This window comes from Pedobacter suwonensis, from assembly GCF_007833675.1.
Taxonomy (GTDB): Bacteria; Bacteroidota; Bacteroidia; order Sphingobacteriales; family Sphingobacteriaceae; genus Pedobacter; species Pedobacter suwonensis.
The window spans coordinates 4,018,367-4,038,443 of sequence record NZ_CP031708.1 but is presented as its reverse complement, the minus strand read 5'-3'; the positions used below and the strand labels follow the sequence as shown (position 1 = coordinate 4,038,443).

General features: G+C 41.5%; 7 protein-coding genes. 2 read left to right on the top strand and 5 right to left on the bottom strand.

Annotation, left to right across the window (positions count from 1 at the left end):
* Positions 1–30 precede the first annotated feature (30 nt).
* Positions 31–12,684 carry an Ig-like domain-containing protein gene (locus DV942_RS16640; protein ID WP_145859377.1) on the bottom strand — a complete coding sequence of 4,218 codons (12,654 nt, stop codon included), beginning with the start codon at positions 12,682–12,684 and terminating at the stop codon, positions 31–33.
* Between the two features lie 241 nt (positions 12,685–12,925).
* Between DV942_RS16640 and DV942_RS16635 the strand changes: the two genes are divergently transcribed.
* Positions 12,926–15,517: an NACHT domain-containing protein gene (locus DV942_RS16635; RefSeq protein ID WP_145859374.1), complete on the top strand. Its 2,592-nt coding sequence runs from the start codon at positions 12,926–12,928 to the stop codon at positions 15,515–15,517.
* Positions 15,518–16,252: 735 nt separating this feature from the next.
* Here the strand turns inward: DV942_RS16635 and DV942_RS16630 are convergent.
* The 4 genes from DV942_RS16630 to DV942_RS16615 form a co-directional block, all read right to left on the bottom strand.
* Positions 16,253–17,092: an OmpA/MotB family protein gene (locus DV942_RS16630; RefSeq protein WP_145859372.1), complete on the bottom strand. Its 840-nt coding sequence runs from the start codon at positions 17,090–17,092 to the stop codon at positions 16,253–16,255.
* A 131-nt stretch (positions 17,093–17,223) separates the two neighbouring features.
* Positions 17,224–17,886: a DUF2461 domain-containing protein gene (locus tag DV942_RS16625; protein ID WP_145859369.1), complete on the bottom strand. Its 663-nt coding sequence runs from the start codon at positions 17,884–17,886 to the stop codon at positions 17,224–17,226.
* Between the two features lie 145 nt (positions 17,887–18,031).
* The gene (locus DV942_RS23550; protein WP_090986732.1) at positions 18,032–18,430 is read right to left on the bottom strand and encodes a DUF983 domain-containing protein; all 399 of its coding nucleotides are present in this window, start codon (positions 18,428–18,430) and stop codon (positions 18,032–18,034) included.
* A 4-nt stretch (positions 18,431–18,434) separates the two neighbouring features.
* Entirely contained in the window at positions 18,435–18,707 is a 273-nt protein-coding gene (locus DV942_RS16615; protein ID WP_145859367.1) for a hypothetical protein, read from the bottom strand.
* 324 nt (positions 18,708–19,031) lie between these two features.
* Between DV942_RS16615 and DV942_RS16610 the strand changes: the two genes are divergently transcribed.
* Entirely contained in the window at positions 19,032–19,964 is a 933-nt protein-coding gene (locus DV942_RS16610; RefSeq protein WP_145859365.1) for a hypothetical protein, read from the top strand.
* The last annotated feature ends 113 nt before the right edge of the window (positions 19,965–20,077 follow it).

Sequence of the window (20,077 nt, the reverse complement as noted above, 5' to 3'; positions counted from 1 at the left end):
ATTTTATCTGTTTATTATTAATCCTTTTTCTTATCTAATCAGCGTTACTGTACCTTTTCTCATTGATGTTGTTCCGTTACTGAAGGTAATATCAATCATGTACACATAAACTCCATTCGGTTGATTTACCCCTTTGAAGGTTCCGTCCCATCCGTTTGAAACGTTATCTGACTGAAATATCAACTGACCCCATTGTGTGTAAATACTCATTTTCGCGCTTGATATGGTATTACCATAAATTAGGAATACATCGTTTTTACCGTCGTTATTTGGCGTAAATGCATTCGGTATATAAACCTGATCGCCAAAAGGATTAGCAGCTTTGCCGGTTGCCGAACCATTTTGGCTGGTCTGGCATTCGATCTGGCCTTTAGCCCTTACCAGGATACTTACACTTTGATCTGGTTTCAGGCCTGCTATAAGGTAAGTTGTTCCGGTTGATCCGCCAGTTGGGTTAACCCAGGTTAAACCATTATTTAGTGAAACCTCGTATGCTGTGGCACCTGCTACCGCGGTCCATGCAAACGTTACACTATTAGCTGTTGTAGTTTGTACGGCTACGGTTGGTTTTGCCAATATCGGCAACACAGTTATTGTAACAGCTGTTCTTGTTGCACTTGCACAACCACCTGCTGCACTTGCTTCTACATAATAGATTGTAGTCACATTTAAGTTTGGTGTGGTAAAAGCGGTGCCTTCTGCCAGCACTGTTCCACCCGAGCTTGCAGCATACCATCTGTATGCTAATCCCGCTACCGGATTATTTACTGTTAATATCGTTGAGCTACCTGCGCAAAGTGTTCCATTTGCCGCTGTTACCGATGCCGGTACAACCGGTACCGGTAGTGCAATTACATTCACGGCTGTTCTGGATGATGATATACAAGTTCCATTTGCACCTTCAACGTAGTAAGTGGTATTTGCATTGACCGCTGGTGTTGTAAAGTTTACACCTGTTCCAGCTACCGTTCCACCTGCCGGTGTAGTATACCAATTGTAGGTAACACCTGTTTGAGGATTCGTAACGGTTAATATTGCTGTACTTCCTGTACAAACGCTAACTGATGTAGCAGCTACCGTTGGCACCGCAGGTTTTGTATTGACGGTGACCGTTACTTTAACGCGGCCGCTGTTATTGGTACAACCGCCTGTTCCAATGGCTAAAACATAGTAATCTGTTGTTGCTGTTAAAGCTGTTACATTAAATGTTGTACCAGTAAACAGTAAATTACCACCAACTGCTGCATTGTACCACTCGTAAGTAACACCTGCCTGAGCATTGGTTATGGTAAGTGTTGCTCCGTCACCCGCGCATATCCCGCCATTTGGCACTGATACTACCGGATTATTTGGCGACGCATTTACCGTAATCACTACTGCCCTTGCTGTTGCAGACGTATTTTCACATCTGTTATCGCCTTTAACAGTTACGTAATATGTTGTATTTGCCGCTAATACCGGTGTCGTAAATACTGGCCCTGTAAATACCACCGTATTTAAAGTAGCATCGCTATACCAGGTAAATACCGGGTTGGTTACCGCTGTGCTCGTTGCAGCTAATGTTGCTGCAGTATTGCCACAAACTGAGGTTGATCCATTTACCGTAATATCCGCTGCTACAGCATTTGGGTTAACCGTTACGGTTACCGGTTTTGCATTAGCTGCCGTATTTTCACACTTATTGGTTCCTTTAACAGTTGCATAATAAGTGGTAGTAGCGGTTAATACCGGTGTGTTAAATGTTGGTCCGGTAAAGGCTACACTGGTTAATGAGGCATCGTTGTACCAGGTAAATACCGGGTTGGTTACCGTTGTTGAACTTGCATTGATTACGGCGGAACCAGAACCACACAGCTTGGCCGATACAGATAAGGCAATATCTGCAGCTGTTGCACCTTCGTTAACAGTTACCGTTACCATTTTAGCGGTGATTGCTGAGTTTTCACATTTGTTATCGCCTTTAACCGTTACATAATAATTAGTTGTTGCAGTTAATGCCGGCGTGGCAAATGATGCACCTACATAAGCTACCGAAGTTAAAGCCGCATCGTTGTACCAGGTAAATGTAGGGTTGGTTACGGTTGTTGTACTTGCTACCAAAGTTGTACCAGCCCCAGCGCATATTGTCGCATCAGCGGCAGCAACATCAGCAGCAGTGGCAACCGGGCTAACATTAATGGTAACTACTCTGGCTGTACCAGGCGCATTCTCACATTTATTATCACCTTTAACGGTTACATAATAAGTAGTGGTGGCAGTTAATGGTGGAGTGGTGAATGTTGCGCCAATAAAACTTACATTAGTTAAAGCTGCATCACTGTACCAGGTAAATACGGGATTAGTTACTGATGGAGATGTTGCGCTCAATACCGCTGATGATCCTGCACAGGCGATGGTACTTCCGTTGAGGATTATATCAGTAGTAGTAGCCAGTGGATTAACTGTTACGGTTACCGCTTTGGCATCTGCAGCACTGTTTTCACATTTATTAGCCCCCTTAACACTCACATAATAAGTAGTAGTGGCAGTTAAACCGGTTACTGTAAAAGTTGGTCCGGTAAATACTGCGTTCGTTAATGAAGCATCGCTATACCAGGTAAATACGGGTTGAGTAACTGTAATACTTGACGCCATTAACATCACGGTAGAACCTGAACAGATTTGGGCATCGCTTACTGCAATATCGGCAGCTGTAGCAAATTCTTTAACGGTTACCGTAACAATCTTAGCGCTTGCCGCTAAATTACCGCATTTATTATCCCCCTTTACAGTTACATAATAGTTAGTAGTTGCATTAAGTGCAGGAGTTGTAAAGCTAGCACCTACATAAGCTACTGTAGTTAAATTAGCATCGCTATACCAGGTAAATACAGGATTGATCACCGATGTTGCTGAGGCAGATAGTGCAGCTGTAGATCCTTTACAGATTGAAGTAACCCCGCTAATGGCAATGTCTGAGTCAGTGGCTGAAGAATTAATCGTAATGGTGATTGATTTTGCATTAGCCGCTGTATTTTCACATTTATTATCTCCTTTAACCGTTACATAATAGGTGGTTGTTGCTGTAAGTACCGGAGTAATGAAATTAGCACCGGTAAATGCTACTGTAGTTAAAGCTGCATCACTGTACCAGGTAAATACCGGGTTGATTACTGTTGGACTTGTTGCATTTAAGGTAACTGAAGCTCCACCGCAAACGGTACCTGTTCCAGCCAGGTTAATGTCAGTTTGGGTAGCTGCAGGGTTTACGGTTATCGTAACCTCTTTTGCGTTACCTGCAGCGTTTGCACATTTATTTGTTCCGCTAACCGTAACATAGTATTTAGTGGTTGTGGTAAGCGCTGGCGTATTGAATACCTGCCCTACATAAGCAACCTGTGTTAATGCCGCATCAGAATACCATGTAAATACCGGATTGGTTACAGTTGTACTGGTAGCCGTAAGCACTGCAGTACCAGCAGCACATAGTGATGTCGTTCCGGTTACGGTTACATCAGTAGCTAATGCGGATGGATTAACCGTAATGGAAACTTTTGTACGCGTTGCGTTTGAACAACCTGTTCCACTTACCGCTTCAACATAATAATCATATGTTCCTGCTGCAAGAGATGCAGATGTAGTAAAACTACTGTTGTTAGTTACCAGCAAATTTCCAGCTACCGACGCATCGTACCAGTTATAAGTTACCCCTGCAACGGCCTGTACGCTTAAAGTAGCAGATGAACCGATGCAAGTTGAGGTTGGATTGGTAGTTGATGGAAGTGGTGGTGCCGGTGGCGTTAAAATGGTTACAGTTACTTTGGTTCCAGGGGTTTCACAACCATTAGCCGTAGCAGTTACTGAATAAACATAAGTTCCCGCAGCCAAAGCAGGGTCTGTTGTAAAAATTGCACCATCTTTGCCTGCCTGATAAGTGGTTCCCAGGTACCATTTATACACCACACCTGCCTGCGGGTTCTGCACACTTAAAGTTGCTGATGATCCTTGACAAGCACTAGCAGTAGCTGCTGTGATGGTTGGCGCAGTAATTACCCTTTGGGCGTAATCTAGATTAACAGAAGTTAACGCACCAAGAAGTCCGGAGTTTAACCTCAGTTCCATGCCGTCAAATCTGCTGGTTGGTACGAAAGTTAATATCGCCGATGTTCCGCCAGATAATAATTGTAAGTTGATTAATGGGCTAGTTATTGAAACCGCATCATTATTACTGGCTGAACCCTGGAAAGTGGTTACCGTTAAATTAGATAGCACACCTGCCGAAAGTAATGTACCAGGAGTGGTAATTTTCAACCTCAATGTATCGCCTACATTCGACAATCCTGTAAAACCAACCTGATGATAAACAGAAGCACCTAAGAATCCCGCTGGAATAACCAGACTGGATCCGGTATTGATGTCGTTATCGACCGCAAAGGTTGGGTTGAAAACTCCCGCCGATACGGCTACACCTGTTACACCAGTTGCAACTGTTGTTGTAGCTACCCCACAAGGAGTAGTTATCGGGTTACCGTTAGGAATTACCGTAACCGTTACAGTTGCCCTGCTGGTCGCAGTACAGCCACCCGGAATAGTTGCTTCTACATAATAGGTAGTGGTTGTGCTTAGTTGTGGTGTTACATAGGTTTCGCCAGTAAATACCGGAACTGTTCCGTTTGATGTAGTATACCAGTTAATGGTTGCTCCTGCTGTACTTGATGTTGCCTTTAATACGGCTACAGCCCCTTCACTAATGGTAATTGATGGAGGTGTAATTACCGGAACATCAATGGTTCCCAAAATAATTTTGGCTTCAGTTCTTGCTGATGAACTGCCGCAGGCATTTAGCGTGGCAACAAAATAACTTCTATCAGCTGCAATTAATGGCGTTGTAAAATTGTCGCCAGTAAATAAGATGGTTGTTGAGGTTGCGGTATCGTACCAGTTATAGGTTGTGCCTGCAATTGGATTTTTAACCTGAAGCGTAACCGATGTATTCGGACAGGTATTAACAGATGCTGAAAGTAAATCTGGCGCTACCGGTGCCGGGTTTGTGGTTACATTAATAAAAGTTTTGTAGCTTATACAACCGGTAGCAGAAACCGCGGCAACGTAAAACTTCGTATCGCCTGTTAATACCGGTGTGGTGAATATGATACCATCTTTACCGGTTAAATAGGTACCCGAAGCATCGTACCATCTGTAAGTTAAACTTGCCGACGGGTTACTTACTTCAAGCTGCGCAGTCTGGCCAACGCAAGCGGTAACATTTGCTGATGCTACAGCAGGCGCGACAAGAATTCGCTGTGCATAATTTAAGTTAATAGATGTTAAGGCACCCAATACACCTGAGTTTAACCTAACTTCTACCCCATCGAAAACATTTGTTGGAACAAAAGTGATTAAGGCCTGGGCATTACCACTCAACAATTGAATATTGAGCAGGTTATCATTTAACAATTTTGAATCGCCATTGCTGTTGGCGCCGACATAAGAAGTAATTGAAGCGTTTCCTAAGAGCGAAAGTGATAACAGTTTTCCTGGTGATGAGACCAAAACGCGTACCGTATCTCCAACTTTGGATAATGACCCAAAACCAACTCTTTGATAAACAGAGGCACCAAGTGCTCCAACAGGCATCACCAAAGAAGAAGCGGTTTGCGTATCGTTATCAATAGCCAATGTTGGGTTAAACACACCTGATAACAAAGCTACACCTGTAACCCCGCCAACCTGTGTTGTTGCGGCCTCGCATGGTACAGGGTTTGGAGATCCGTTTCCATCAACGGTAATGGTAACCTGAACACGGCTTGCTGAAGTACACCCGTTAGTAGAAACCGATTCTACATAGTAAGTTGTATTAGCCAATAAAGGTGGTGTTACATAAGTAGCACCTACATAAACAGGTGTAGTTGAGGCATTTGAAGTATACCAATTGAAAGTATGGGTAGGATCTGCAGAACTGGCTGTTAAAATCGCAGTTTGTCCTGCGCTTACTGTTGATGAACTTACGGTTACACCAGGTAAAGCCGGGCGAGGATTAACCGATACAGCTGCGGCAGCACGTGCGGCACTTGTACAGTTCCCTTGCGCAGCCTCTAAATAATAAGTAGTAGCAGCTGTTAATGCCGGTGTTGAAAATACTGCACCTGTAAAAATCAGGTTTCCTCCTGTTGCAGCGTCATACCATCTGTAGGTTATTGAAGCATCTGGATTAGCAACCACTAAGGTTGCTGACGAACCCTCACAAACATCTGCAATAGTTGCCAGCACCGGCGTTGGTAATGCTGGTGTAACGGTTACCGTTACCGGGATTCTGGCTGCATTAGGACAACCGGCTTTGCTTACCTGGATATAATAAGTTGTAGTAGCTGTTAACGCTGGCGTGGTAAATGTTTCGCCAGTGGCCAGTTGTGTCCCACCAGTTGCTGCATCGTACCAGGCCAATGTTGTACCGCCGTTTGCCGTTGCAGTTAATGTTGCCGTACTTCCCGAACAAATAGTTTGAGCACCGGCGGTTACTGTCGGACCAGGATAAATTACGTTAGCACCATAAACATCCAGGCTGGTTAAAACAGTAGCCAATGCACCGAAACTAACCTGTACCCGATCATATGTCCCACCTGCTAATATCGTTGCTGCAAAACGGTTACCTGATAGAAGTCGAAGACTTAACAATCCACCATTTAACTGTGCTGTTTTTACAACTGTACTACCATTTAATACGGTAACAGTTACGTTATTTAACAAACCTACGTCTGCCAAACCGGTAGGCAAGGCTAAATCTAAACGAATACTATCTGTAGCTGTTCCGGCGGTAGGGAAAATCAATTGCTGGTAACCCGATCCGCCTACACCTGCTGCAAGCGATATCCTGGTGAAATTATTAGGGTCTGCATCAGTAGAGTTTCCTGCACCGGTTATACCGCATAATAAACAGATTCCATTAATTCCGGTGTTTTGCGCATTGGCGGCGTTACATGCAGTACCGCCGCCATTATTTAACACCGTAACCGTTACCGGCACACGGCTTACACTTTTACAACCGCTGGCATTTGTCGTTTCTACATAATAGGTCGTAGTAGCAGACAGTGTTGGTGTGGTAAATGACGAACCCGCACCCACCTGCGTTCCACCTGTAGCAGCATCATACCATTGAATGGTATTTCCAGCATCAGCTGTTGCTAACAATACAGTAGACTGCCCGGCATTAATTACCTGGCTGTTGGTGGTTACCGTAGCCGCAGTTGCCGGTGGGTTGACCGAAACATTAACGGCAGTTCTCGAACTTACTGCAGTTCCAGACACTGCTTCAGCATAAAATACAGTTGCGGCGTTTACTGTAGGCGTTACAAAAACACCTGTATTATTGGTAACCAATGGTGTACTTCCGGTAGAAGCATACCAATTATAACTTACGCCGGCCTGCAAGTTACCAACGCTTAACGTCGCTGAACTTCCGGCACAAACTGTTGCTGCAGCAACTACAGGAGCATCAACCGTTACGGTTAAACTGTATGCAGTTGTAGCTTTGTTTCCGTTAGCATCTGTTGCCGTTAAAGAGATGGTAAAAGTTCCGCCTAAAGCCGGCGTTCCTGTGATTTCCCTTGTTGCAGTATTAAAACTTAAGCCCGGAGGAAGGTTCGTAGCCAGGTAAGTATATGGCGCTGTTCCACCTGTTACTGCTGGCAAAGTTTGTGTTGGGTAAGGTGTACCCACAATACCGTTTGGTAAAGTTGCACCTGGTAACGATAATACACCTATTACTTTAAGTGCATAATTATTACCTGCTGTTCTGCCCTCACTATCTGTTGCGGTTACAGCGATCGAATAATTTCCAGCCTGTGCAGGTGTTCCGGAAATTGCTCTTGTTGCCGGATTAAAAGTTAATCCAGCGGGCAGATTGTTTGCTACATAAGTGTACGGACCAACACCACCAGTTGCAGATGGCAAGGTTTGCGTAGCATAAACTGTTCCTTCAGTTCCATCAGGCAAATTTGCTGCTGGCAATAATAGCGGATCAGCTACTACTATTGCATAATTAGTGGTTACTGTTTTTCCATCAGCATCGGTTACCGTTACGGCTACCGTAAAAGTTCCTGCTTGTGTTGGTGTCCCGGTAATTTCTCTTGTAGCGGGGTTAAAAGTTAATCCCGGAGGAAGACCAGTTGCCACATAAATATAAGGACCAGTTCCGCCTGTTGCAGATGGAATAGTTTGAGTAGGGTAAACGGTACCGGTAGTTCCATTGGCTAAAGTTGCCGCAGGTAAAACCAATGGGTCGGTTATTTTAAGTGTGTAGCTCGCCGTAACCGTATTGACATTGGCATCAGTTACCGTAACCGGAATGGTAAAAGTTCCGATCTGGGTTGGCGTACCTGTAATTTCTCTTGTTGCAGGATTAAAGGTTAATCCTGGCGGAACACCGGTAGCGGAATAAGTATAAGGACCTGTTCCTCCGGTTGCAGCAGGAATCCCATTGGTGGTATAAGCTGTACCTGTTACGCCGTTAGGCAATGCACCCGGAGCTAATGCCAATGCTGGGGTTACGGTTAGCGTAAATGTTGCTGTTGTGCTACAGCCTTTTGTATCTGTTACTACAACATCGAATGTTGGGTTACCTGTTGCAGTTGGCGTACCGCTTAACAGACCATTAGCTGATAAAGTTAAACCTGCTGGTAAAGAACTACCTGCAGCCAAAGCATAAGTATAACCTGGTGTTCCACCGGTAGCTATCGGAAGTTGTTTACTATAGGGCGAGGCAATGGTTGCATTGGTTAAAGCAATTCCAGTAAATACAATTGCCGGATTAACAGTAATAACCACCGGAACCCTTGTGGTATTTGAACAATTTCCCTTACTGACCTGAACATAATAAGTTGTTGTAGCGGTTAATGCAGGCGTGGTGAAGTTTGCGCCTGTACCCACCTGGTTACCGCCTGTCGCAGCATCAAACCAGGCTAAAGTAGTGCCACCATTTGCAGTTGCGCTAATTGTTGCCGCACTGCCTGCACAAATAGATTGTGCACCGGCTATAAATGTTGGATCGGGATAAACTACTGTCGCTCCATAAATATCCAGGCTGGTTAAAGCGGATGCAAGTGCACCAAAGCTTACCTGAACCCTATCGTAAGCCCTGCCTGCTAAAACAGTTGCCGTAAAACGGTTACCTGATAACAGTTGAAGACTCAGCAATGCACCATTTAATTGAACTGTTTTTACAACCGTGTTCCCATTTAATATGGTAACGGTTATATTATTTAAAAGACCAACATCAGCTAAACCTGTTGGTAAAGCCAGGTCTAAACGGATACTATCCGCAGCAACCCCGACAGATGGGAAAATTAATTGTTGATAACCTGTTGCCGTAACCCCCACAGCAAGAGAAATTCTGGTGAAGTTATTGGCATCAGCATCAGTAGAATTACCTGCACCATTTACAGCACATAATAAACAGATCCCCTTAATACCCGTATTCTGACTATTTGCTGCATTACAAGCTGTTGCGCCACCACCGTTAATTACCGTTACAGTAACGGGAACACGGCCTGCACTTTTACAGCCATTGCTGCTTGTGGTTTCTATGTAATAGGTTTTCGTTGCCGTTAAAGCTGGCGTTGTGAATAAAGTTCCCGTTCCAACCTGTGTACCTGCTGATGGAGCATCAAACCAGGCGATGGTATTTCCAGTATCAGCAGTAGCGGTTAAAGTGGTAGTTTGTCCGGAGTTGATGACCTGGTTATTAGTGGTAACGGTTGCTAACGTTGCCGGTGGGTTAACTGAAACGGTAACCGATGTCCTGCTGCTAATTGCTGTTCCAGAAACGGCTTCAACATAAAATACAGTCGATGAGTTTACTTCCGGTGTTACATAAGTACCATTATTGCCAGTTGCCAATGGTGCACCTCCTGTTGATGCATACCAGTTATAAGTTACGCCTGCCTGCAGGTTACTTACCGTTAAAGTAGCTGCGCTTCCGGTACATACGGTAGCTGAAGCCACAACCGGCGCATTTACCGTTACAGTTAAGGCGTAAGTGGTAGTTGCCTTATTGTTGTCAGCATCTGTAGCCGTTAAAGAAATATTATAGATTCCACCCAATGTTGGTGTGCCGGTAATCTCTCTTGTAGTTGAATTAAACGACAGTCCCGGCGGAAGGTTTGTTGCCGCATAGGTATATGGAGAGGTTCCACCCGTTACAGACGGTAAAGTTTGCGTTAGGTAAGAAGTACCGACAATACCGTTAGGTAAAGTTTTGGTTGGTAAGGTTAAGGTACCGTTTACTTTAACAGGATAATTGTTACTAGCTGTTTTACCCTGGCTATCAGTAACGGTAACAGCAATAACATAATTACCTGCCTGTGTTGGTGTACCTGTAACCTCCCTTGTGTTTGCGTTAAAAGATAGTCCGGGAGGAAGATTAGTACCAGCATAAGTATAAGGTCCCACACCACCGGTGGCGGCAGGTAAAGTTTGCGTAGCATAAACTGCGCCCTCTGTTCCATCTGGCAGGGTTGCGACAGGCAAAAGAAGCGGATTGTTAATGTTAATTGTATAATTGGTGGTAACCGTTTTTCCGTCAGCATCAGTTACCGTAACTGGTACAGTATAAGAACCAACAGTTGTTGGCGTACCGGTAATGGCCCTGGTTGATGAATTGAAAGTTAAACCCGGAGGGACACCGGTTGCTGAATAAGTATAAGGCGTGGTTCCACCTGTTGCGCCTGGTATAATCTGCGTAGTATAAACTGTTCCGGTAGTACCATCAGCTAAAATTGCTGCCGGTAGTAATAATGGATCGGTTATTTTTACGGTATAATTAGATGTTAGTGTATTACCGTTTGCATCAACAACCGCAACTGGTATCGTATATGTTCCGGGCTGGGTTGGTGTTCCGGTAATTTCTCTTGTTGCTGGATTAAAAGTTAAGCCTGGAGGAACCCCTGCTGCGGTATAAATATACGGTCCCGTTCCACCGGTTGCAGCGGGAATGGTTTGTGTTGGATAGACTGTTCCTGTTAAACCATCAGGCAATGCACCTGGGGTAAGAACCAATGCAGCGGTAACTGTTAAATTATAAGTTGCAGTTGCTTTACAGCCTTTGGCATCAGTAGCAACTACAGAAAAACTATAGGTATTCGCTACCGTTGGGGTTCCGGTAATTGCGCCAGCCGATGATAAACTTAAACCTGCCGGCAACGTACTGCCTGGCGCCAAGGCATAAGTATAGCCTGCAGTTCCACCTGTGGCGGCATCCAATTGTTTAGAATAGGCGAAACCTGGCGTGGCATTGGTTAACGTAGCGCCATTGAAAATAATTTGTGGATTTACGGTAATCACAACCGGTATCCTTGCCGATTCGGCTGTACAGCCTACCCTTCTGGCAGCGACATAATAGGTTTTATTAGCGTTCAGCGCAGGTGTAGTAAAAGTGCCATTAAAAGCAACCGTTTGTAATGCGGTTCCGCCTTCTATTGTTTCATACCACCTCAATTCGTTAGTATTGGCCGTAGTAGCATTTAATGCCACAGTATTGTTGTAGCATGCAGCAATCGCTGTGCTTACTGGCGTTGGCCTGCCTGCAGAGCGGATTACACCATATAAATTGATGGTTTGTGTAAGGTTTAAAGCAACTACTGAACCGAGCGTAACCTTCACCCTATCGTAAACTACATTTGCACCTGGAGAAAAAGGTATTGATACTGGCTGCCCACTATTGAGTAAGCCCAATAAATCAAGGTTTAATAAACTTGCGGCCGAACCGGTATATACCTGAGTACCGCCATTGTAGGCTGTTATAGAAATATTTTGTAGCAGCCCCGCCGTTAACAATGCAGGTGAAGCACTGATCCTCAGGTTAATATCATCGCCAGGATTTGACGGTGTTGCAAAATAGAAATTTTGGCTAATGGATGATCCCACGCCAAGTACCCCTAAACTCAGTTGAGAAAAATTATCTGGATCTGAATCAATTGCCCTTTCGCTATTGGTTACGCCTGAGCTGCCTAACTGTAAGGCATCTAGTGTAATTCCGGTTCCTTCAAATCCTGTAGCAAATGCCTGTGTACAGGGATCGGTACCTGAGGTATAAAAAGCATAGTAAACCTTTGTATTATTAGCCACCGAAACCAGAAGTGCATTGGTTACATCTTTAACAAATACCCGATCATAAGCCTGTGTAGGCGTTATCGCAATGTAAAAGAAACCATTTGCATCTTTCACCAACCGCAGATTTTCTGAAGAAAATCCGTCAACACTGTTACCGCCTGTCGGAGGAACTGCCGTAGCACCGTTTCTGGCACCTACCTGGAAAGAATGGTTTCCCAAAACCACCGTTCCGCCTACGTTAGCCAGCAAGGTTCCTAAACTACCGCCCAACAACCTGTTCAGCACATCTGCATCAAAATCTATCCTGATATAAGATGTAATTCCCGCAGCAACAGCAGCCGGATATTTTAATTCCAACTCGCCACTATATGAGCCAATTCCAACCGCAATTCCACCATATGAGTTAACAGTAGCGAAAGTGTTATTGTCTAAAGTTGCATTGATTGCATTATCTACCCTGCTTTGAGCAGATACGGTATTTGCAAAAATTTTAGTCTGCGCATACGATTGAGTAGAGAAGAGCGTTAATACAATGATGACTGCAATATATACATTGCGGAATATCCCTAAGCGGGACGAGAAAGTAAAAGTTTTCATCATATCAGGCGTTATTTAGGAGACTTACTATGTGCTCAATGCCCTTGTGTGGTTGTTTTTCCCAAGTGCATTATATAATCATGACAAATCTAATTTTAGAATAGCTACCTCCCTTATCCATTGCTATTCATTTTTATTATGCATCACTTATTCATTTTATTCATACAGGGCTTTCTTCGTGAATAGATTTCTTCAATTGTGAAATTATGATGACATTAGCAAAAGTCATCCTATAAGATAGTTCATGAATGCTAACGATCTCCTTATCGAACTCCGGAAGTTTGTTCTTCTAAAATCTGGTTTGAGAAATATCGACCCGGCCCATTGTAAGATAATTTCTGAGTATGTATATCAGGAAACTAAGAATTATGTAAGTGAAACAACGATCAAACGTTTTTTTGGCTTTGCAAACACCTTACATAAATTTTCTTTGTTCACTTTAAACAGCCTTTCGCAGTATGTAGGTTATAACGATTGGGATGCATTCTGTAAGGATAAGGAAAACCACACCAGTTCGGCTCAAAGTATCTGGCAGGATTTAAAGTTAAAGGCACATGCCATTACAGAAGTGTCATTAATTGCCAAGAAAAATAATTCCGGGGTTCCATTTACGACCACCGCCAACAGGAGTTTTTTTTATCCGGACTTTGATTATTTCTTAAAGAACAACTACCAGTTTACGACGATAAGTGCACAGCCGGGGCAAGGAAAATCAATACTTCTTGCCCATATGGTCGAGTATTTTTTCTTTTCAGAAAATGCCCTTTACAAAAACGATATCGTTTTATTGATTAATTCTACCAGTCTCAATACCATTATCCAAAACAGCGATACATTAAAAGAGTGGTTTTTAAAAGAATTTAAATTCGGAAGCCTTAGTGAGTTAATCAGTTTTTTCAAAAAAAATCCCGAAAAGCGCGAAGGTCGTTTTGTTATTATTGTTGATGGTATTGACGAGCATCTGGCCAAAAACAATTATTTTAAAATATTTATCGATTTTCTATATAGCATAGAAGAAAACAATTTTGTTAAGCTGGTATTTGGTATGCGGACAGATACCTGGATTAATATTCAGCCGGCCATTTACAGTTCGGCATCTTTAACAAAAGCCTGGTACACGGGTTTATTTTACGATGAGGAAACGCTAAGTAATGTACCATCGTTAAATGTTGATGAGATACTCTACACGTTAAGCCATTTAGAAAATAAAATTATCAATCGTGCTGACGTAAGTCCGTCACTTTTAACGCAGTTTAAAACGCCTTTTTGGTTACAGGTTTATTTCAAACTCAAAGACGAAAATCAGCAGCTTGAGCTGAACAATCCATTATTATGTTACGAACTAATTAATTATTTTCTGGAAAAGCGTGTATTTCTGGCAAAAAAAAGCACCGAAAAAATATTCTTGCTTAAAAAAATAAGTGATTGCATTTCAGAGGGAAATAAGAAGTTAAGAGTTTCCAAAGAAAAAATCTTGAGCTACATTAATTGTTATCCTGATACGTATGAAGAACTGTTAAACGCTGGTATTATCATTGAAGAGAAAAGGTTGAGTACAACCATCCCTACAGAGATCGTTCGCTTTCTGAGTGACGATATTTATACCTATTTTATGTTTATACAGATTACTGATAAATTTGAATATAAACCTGATAAACCTTTTTTTGAGTACATACTCAAGAGTTTCCGTTGTCAAAGCGCTCAAAGAGACCATATTCTGAACTGGTCGATCAGATTTTGTATCAACCGCAACGAAATTGCTGCTTTAAAAAACATCTTCAGGCTGCCGTTCTCTAACCGCGAGAAGAATAATGCTTTCGATTTTATTTGTTATGTATCAAAATATGAGTTAAGCAAACCCAATGCTAACTTCAATAAACTGAGTGTAGATACCGATTTTATTGATATTATGACTACAGGGCGCACGATGGGCAACCTGTACAAAGAAACCATCAGAACAATATCGAAAAACGTGCTGAACGAGGACATTCAGATTATCCTGCATGTAATAGAATCCAATGTTAATATTATTGATGTTGATAAATTGGCCCTTGCCAATTCAATGCAGTTATTGAAAAGGAATTATAAAAGGTTAAACGAACTTTTTCCGATCAATCCTTACGATTTAATACTTTATTTTCATAATAACCTGATTAACAAACCTAATGAGAGCAAAAGCCTGGAAGATAAAATCATAAAACTTTGCCAGCAGATAGATCAGAGTAAACCAAAGAAAAATGAAGAAATCACTTCAGCCGAAATACTTTCTTATCGGTTAGTGTTAATGGTTTTGTTTTCTCAAAAAAGTTATGCAGAATGCCACCGTTTTATTATGGCTATACTGCATAAATATCCCAATATTTTTTACGTCAGATATTCAGTATTCTCTCCTTTTTTGTTGCTTCATTTAGGTCAAACCTATGTTAAGTTAAATTATTTTAAGAAAGCACAGCGTATTATACATTTCGTAGATAAAATTATAAGCAGCGATTATACCTATTATACCAATTTTATATTGGCCAGCTTTAATGTTTTTAAAGCAAACTTTTACAATGCTACACATCATTATGAACAAGCGCTTATAGAAGCCAATACAGGCTTGGCTGTTACTAAAAAGAATAATTTTAAGATGTATGAAATAACCTTACTGTTAAGTAAAATCGACACCCTGAAACATACCGATGAATCGGAAGAAGTTTCAAATGTAATTAAAGAACTGCTTAACTTTTTAACAGCCCATAAACGCTCTATGCCCGATTATGCTAACTTTAGCAGCCACGAATTTGAGCATACTTTTAAGATCTTAAAATCTTATCGCCGACACCAAAATCTATAATATAGGTATTTAGGCATTTGTTTCACATCTTTTTATAAGGGAGCGCAAGGCCTGTACTCAATACTAAACTCCCTCCCGTTTTTCGCTTTTACGCTTCGCTACCTCGTACCTCGTTGCTGCAGGGTAACCGCTTCAACCGGGGCTAAGTGGCAAGGGCAGTATTTCATTTTGAGCGTTTGCAGGGCGCCAACCTTTGTTCCTAAACCCGACAGTAGCGGCAGCCTCCGATTTTTCATCGGAGCTATAGCGCATGGCGGGACTGCAGGCCGCCAAGAATCACAGACCTATCGTTTCCGAACCTTAAAACAAAATTATTTTTTTATCTGGAGCGCAAGGCCTGTACTCAATACTAAACTCCGTACCGTTTTTCGCTTTTAAGCTTCGCTGCCTCGTACCTCGTTGCTGCAGGGTAACCGCTCCAACCGGGGCTAAATGGCAAGGGCAGTATTTCATTTTGAGCGTTTGCAGGGCGCCAACCTTTATTCCTAAACCCGACAGTAGCGGCAGCCTCAGATTTTTCATCGGAGCTATAGCGCATGGCGGGACTGCAGGCCGCCAAGAACCACAGACCTATCGTTTCCGAACCCTAAAACAAAATTATTTTTTGATGAAACGCACACACATGGCAAAACACCGGGATTGCCCTAGTTTTCCGCTTATCATTTCCTGATCCTAAAATTGATCTTTAATTTGAAAACCAGGAACCTTTTAGTCCCTTCCATTAATTCCGTACTATTATTTTATTAAATTGTAAAGCTCATCCAGCTTAGGCGAAAGTACAATCTCTATCCTTCTGTTTTTGCTTCTTCCATCTGCACTTGCGTTGGAGCCCAGGGGCTGAAACTCGCCTTTACCTGTAGCCGTCATCCTTACACTTTCTACCTTCTCGTTCTCTGTTAAATAACGCACTACAGAAGTAGCTCTTAATACACTTAAATCCCAATTATCTTTAATCTGCCCCAGGTTATTTATTTTCTGGTTATCGGTATGGCCTTCAACTGCAATATTAATTTCTGGCTGCTGTTTTAATACATTGGCCAATTGTGTTAAAGCCTGCTTACCTTTTTCATCAATAATAATACTTCCTGAAGGAAATAAAAGCTTATCGGTTAGTGAAACATATACTTTACCATTTTTAATCTCTACAGTTAAACCGCTTTTGGTGAAGCCCAACAGGGCCTGCTGCAATTTTTCTTTGAGCGAGTTGGTGGCTTCATCGCGTTTGCGCAGCACCTCTTCCACCTCTTTTAAACGCTTTTCGCGGGCAGCCAGATCGCCTGATAATTTGGTGATTTCGCTGGAGGAATTACTTTTAAGCTTTTTGTAGTTCGCATCAACGGTATTGTAGCTATTTTGAAGGTCGCGAAGCTCCTCAGCCATCAATGTGGTATCCTTTTTTAATCCTGCCACTTCTTTTTCAAGATTTTCTATTTTGATAAAACCTTCATTAAAAGCGGTGTAAAGCGAATCTTTAGTCCCTAGTAAAGCTTTATACTTTTTAGGGGATAACACTACGCAAGAAGTTAATGAAGAAATAAAAAGGAGAACGGCAAAAGCAAAAAAGGTATTTTTCATGTTTAAAGTTTCAAGAGTTTAGTTTTTAGTAGCAAGTAGCGGGTATTAAGTAGCAAGTATTTAGTAGCAAGTATTTAGTAGCAAGTAGCAAGACTGGCAATTAGTTTTTGGTTATTGACAACTGCTAACTATTACTGCTCTATCGCATTCCGTAAAAATGCAACTAATGGTTGTATTGTTTTGAAAGAACTTATCAACTTATTAACGAGGTTTGGTTTTAAAAATTCTTCGTCATCGATTTTCTGTGTAGCTTCGAAACTTTTCAGCTTCAAAAATTCGATGTTCGGATCTGCAGGATCATAACCTTTAGGTGCATTTTTAAGGGTATTATCAAATCCCAGTTTAAAATTTTTCTTAAAATCCTTTTCGTTTATAATTTCTTTAAAATCGCCTATATTGTAATCAATCTCCTGTCTGATCAATTTTAAATGCGGTGCATCAGGCATCCAGTAGCCGCCGGCAAGAAAACTCTTTCCTGGCTGGATATGCAGATAATAGCCCGGCTCATTTCCCCCTTTAGTTTTTGCCGAAAACCAGATACCGAAGTTATTTTTATAGGGATATTTATTTTTACTAAAACGCACATCGCGGTAAATGCGCAGCAGGCTTTTTTTAGGATCAGCCTCTGCTGAAAGCAATGGATCTACCTTAGCCAATTCGGGAATAAGCTTACCTACCAATGCCAAAACATCAGCTTTGGCTGCTTCGTACACATCTTTATTAGCAGCGAACCATTCGCGGTTGTTATTTTCCGCTACATTTTTTATAAATTGAAGAGTTTCCTTTTTTAGCATTGTTTAGGATTCATTGGTCATCAGTTCAGTAGCCATTGGTTTAAATGGCCCCTACATTCATGTTGTTAAATCATCGCCAAACGCTTATCACTAACCGCTAAACCAACAATTAAACAGTTTATACGATTTAAACGATTAACCCATATTACTTATCGTAATACGGCTTGTACTTAATATTTGGCGATAAAACGTGAAGCAATATGATCCTGGAATAACGGTAATTAAAGGGATACAGTACAAAACAACCGGTAAAAATAACAATCAGGTATGGCCAGAAAGTTTCATCGGTAAGCGGACCAAAAATTAAATAGGTAAGAAAACTGGCGATCAGCATTTCAATCACATTCATGGCATAGCTTACATACATAGCTGCATAAAAGTAACCAGGTTCAATTTCTATCCGCTGTGCGCAATGTCCGCAGATTTCTTTGGTGTGCTGAATGTTCCAGCCATACATACTGCCCGTGAAAATATCTCCCCTGCGGCAATGCGGGCATTTACAATGTACAATGGCGTAAAGTTTTGAGGTCGTTTGATCAGACATGCTTTTAATTTAAATTAAAAGGTTCTTTTTTCATGTTCAGCTGTATATTCTTTTTACGGTATTTTTTGTACCACACCACACCAACAATAACAGCCATTAAATAAGGAAGAGATAAAAGATACAATACACCTGTATTTAAGCCGGCAGTTTGTGTATTGCCATTTTTTACACCCTGCTCGGCATTAATGGTACACATGGAACATTGAGCATCAACATTGGCACTTACAGCAAACGTAATTACCAATACAAACAGGATAAAAATTGCTTTCTTCTTCATGGTTTACAAATATAGGAATAAACGCATGGAGGGGTTTAAAAATTATGTCATAAAAGTAAATAGGGTTGAGATTATTTAACTTTTAATAAAAATTAATTTTCAACGTCCAATGAATGAATCTATTAACGCAACAAGTACCAATTTTCCAAGGATAGAAATCAAATGTCTTTCGAAAAAGCAAAAATAAGTATTCGTAGTAGAAATAAAAAACACTCATAAAGAAGCTATAAGGCATACAATAAATAAGTACTATTTATAAAAAATATCAGTCATTTATGCATAACTTTACGATGTCTATGTCTAAATAACTAATCAATGAATTTTATGAAAAAAAAACACGCGTTCTCCATCTTTTTCGTCTTATTATGCCTAATATCTTGCAAGAAAACAGATGACTCACGAACTCACTCAGCTTTTTGGAGTGGGAAAAGAGCAGAAATTTCCGCAAAAATAAAAACCGAATTTAGTGCGCTAAAAGGGGTTTTGAAACAATCACTCCAAAATAAAGATGGTGTTGTGATCTTTGATGATGCTCAAACAAATAAAATATTAAATGTATCTAAAGAGTTAAATAAAAGAACTAAAATAGAAATACCAAAAAACACTAGCGAATTAATAACGTCATTAAAAATTAGTAAGCGATTATCTAATTCCCCTGTAGGACCGTCTGATCCGACACCACCAGAAACTGATCCAGCTATGGCGTTACTAGCTGAAGGGTATAGGGCCCAATATTGGGCTGCAACCGAAAATTATACGGAATTAAGTTCTTACCTCACACAATTGGATGGGATTGCACTCGGGCTTACTTATGATCTATATAATTCTGAAGCTGAGAAGATACAAATTCTAAATGAAATTGAGTGGCTTAAAGCATATGCTACTTCATTAGAACAAGACCCTGATTACTGGATTAACTTATATGCACCAGAGCCCATATTGGAACCAGTGCCTACATTAGGATTAGCAAAAGGTTCTCCAATTATGTCTATCTCCCCAATTAACAAATTCATGTCAGGTGGGAGATTACATTGTAAGGTTGACACAAGAAAAGCTCTGATGACAGGCGTTGTTACGGGCCTTAGAGCAGGGGTTGCAGCTGGTTACACGGGAGCAACTGCAGGAACGGTTGCTATTCCAGTTATTGGTACTGTAACTGGCGGAGTAAGTGGATTTATGGGAGGTTTTGCTTCTGGGTTTTTATCTGGAACAGTTACAAGTGTAGTTATTCAATTAGCTTTAACCTGCTTAAGATAAGTATTAATTCAAATTGGGGTAATAAATACCCAAGTTTCACGGAATAAATAATATTATAAACTATAGACATCATAGACATTCGTGAGGCTGTCTCACAAGTCCCTTTTTCAAAA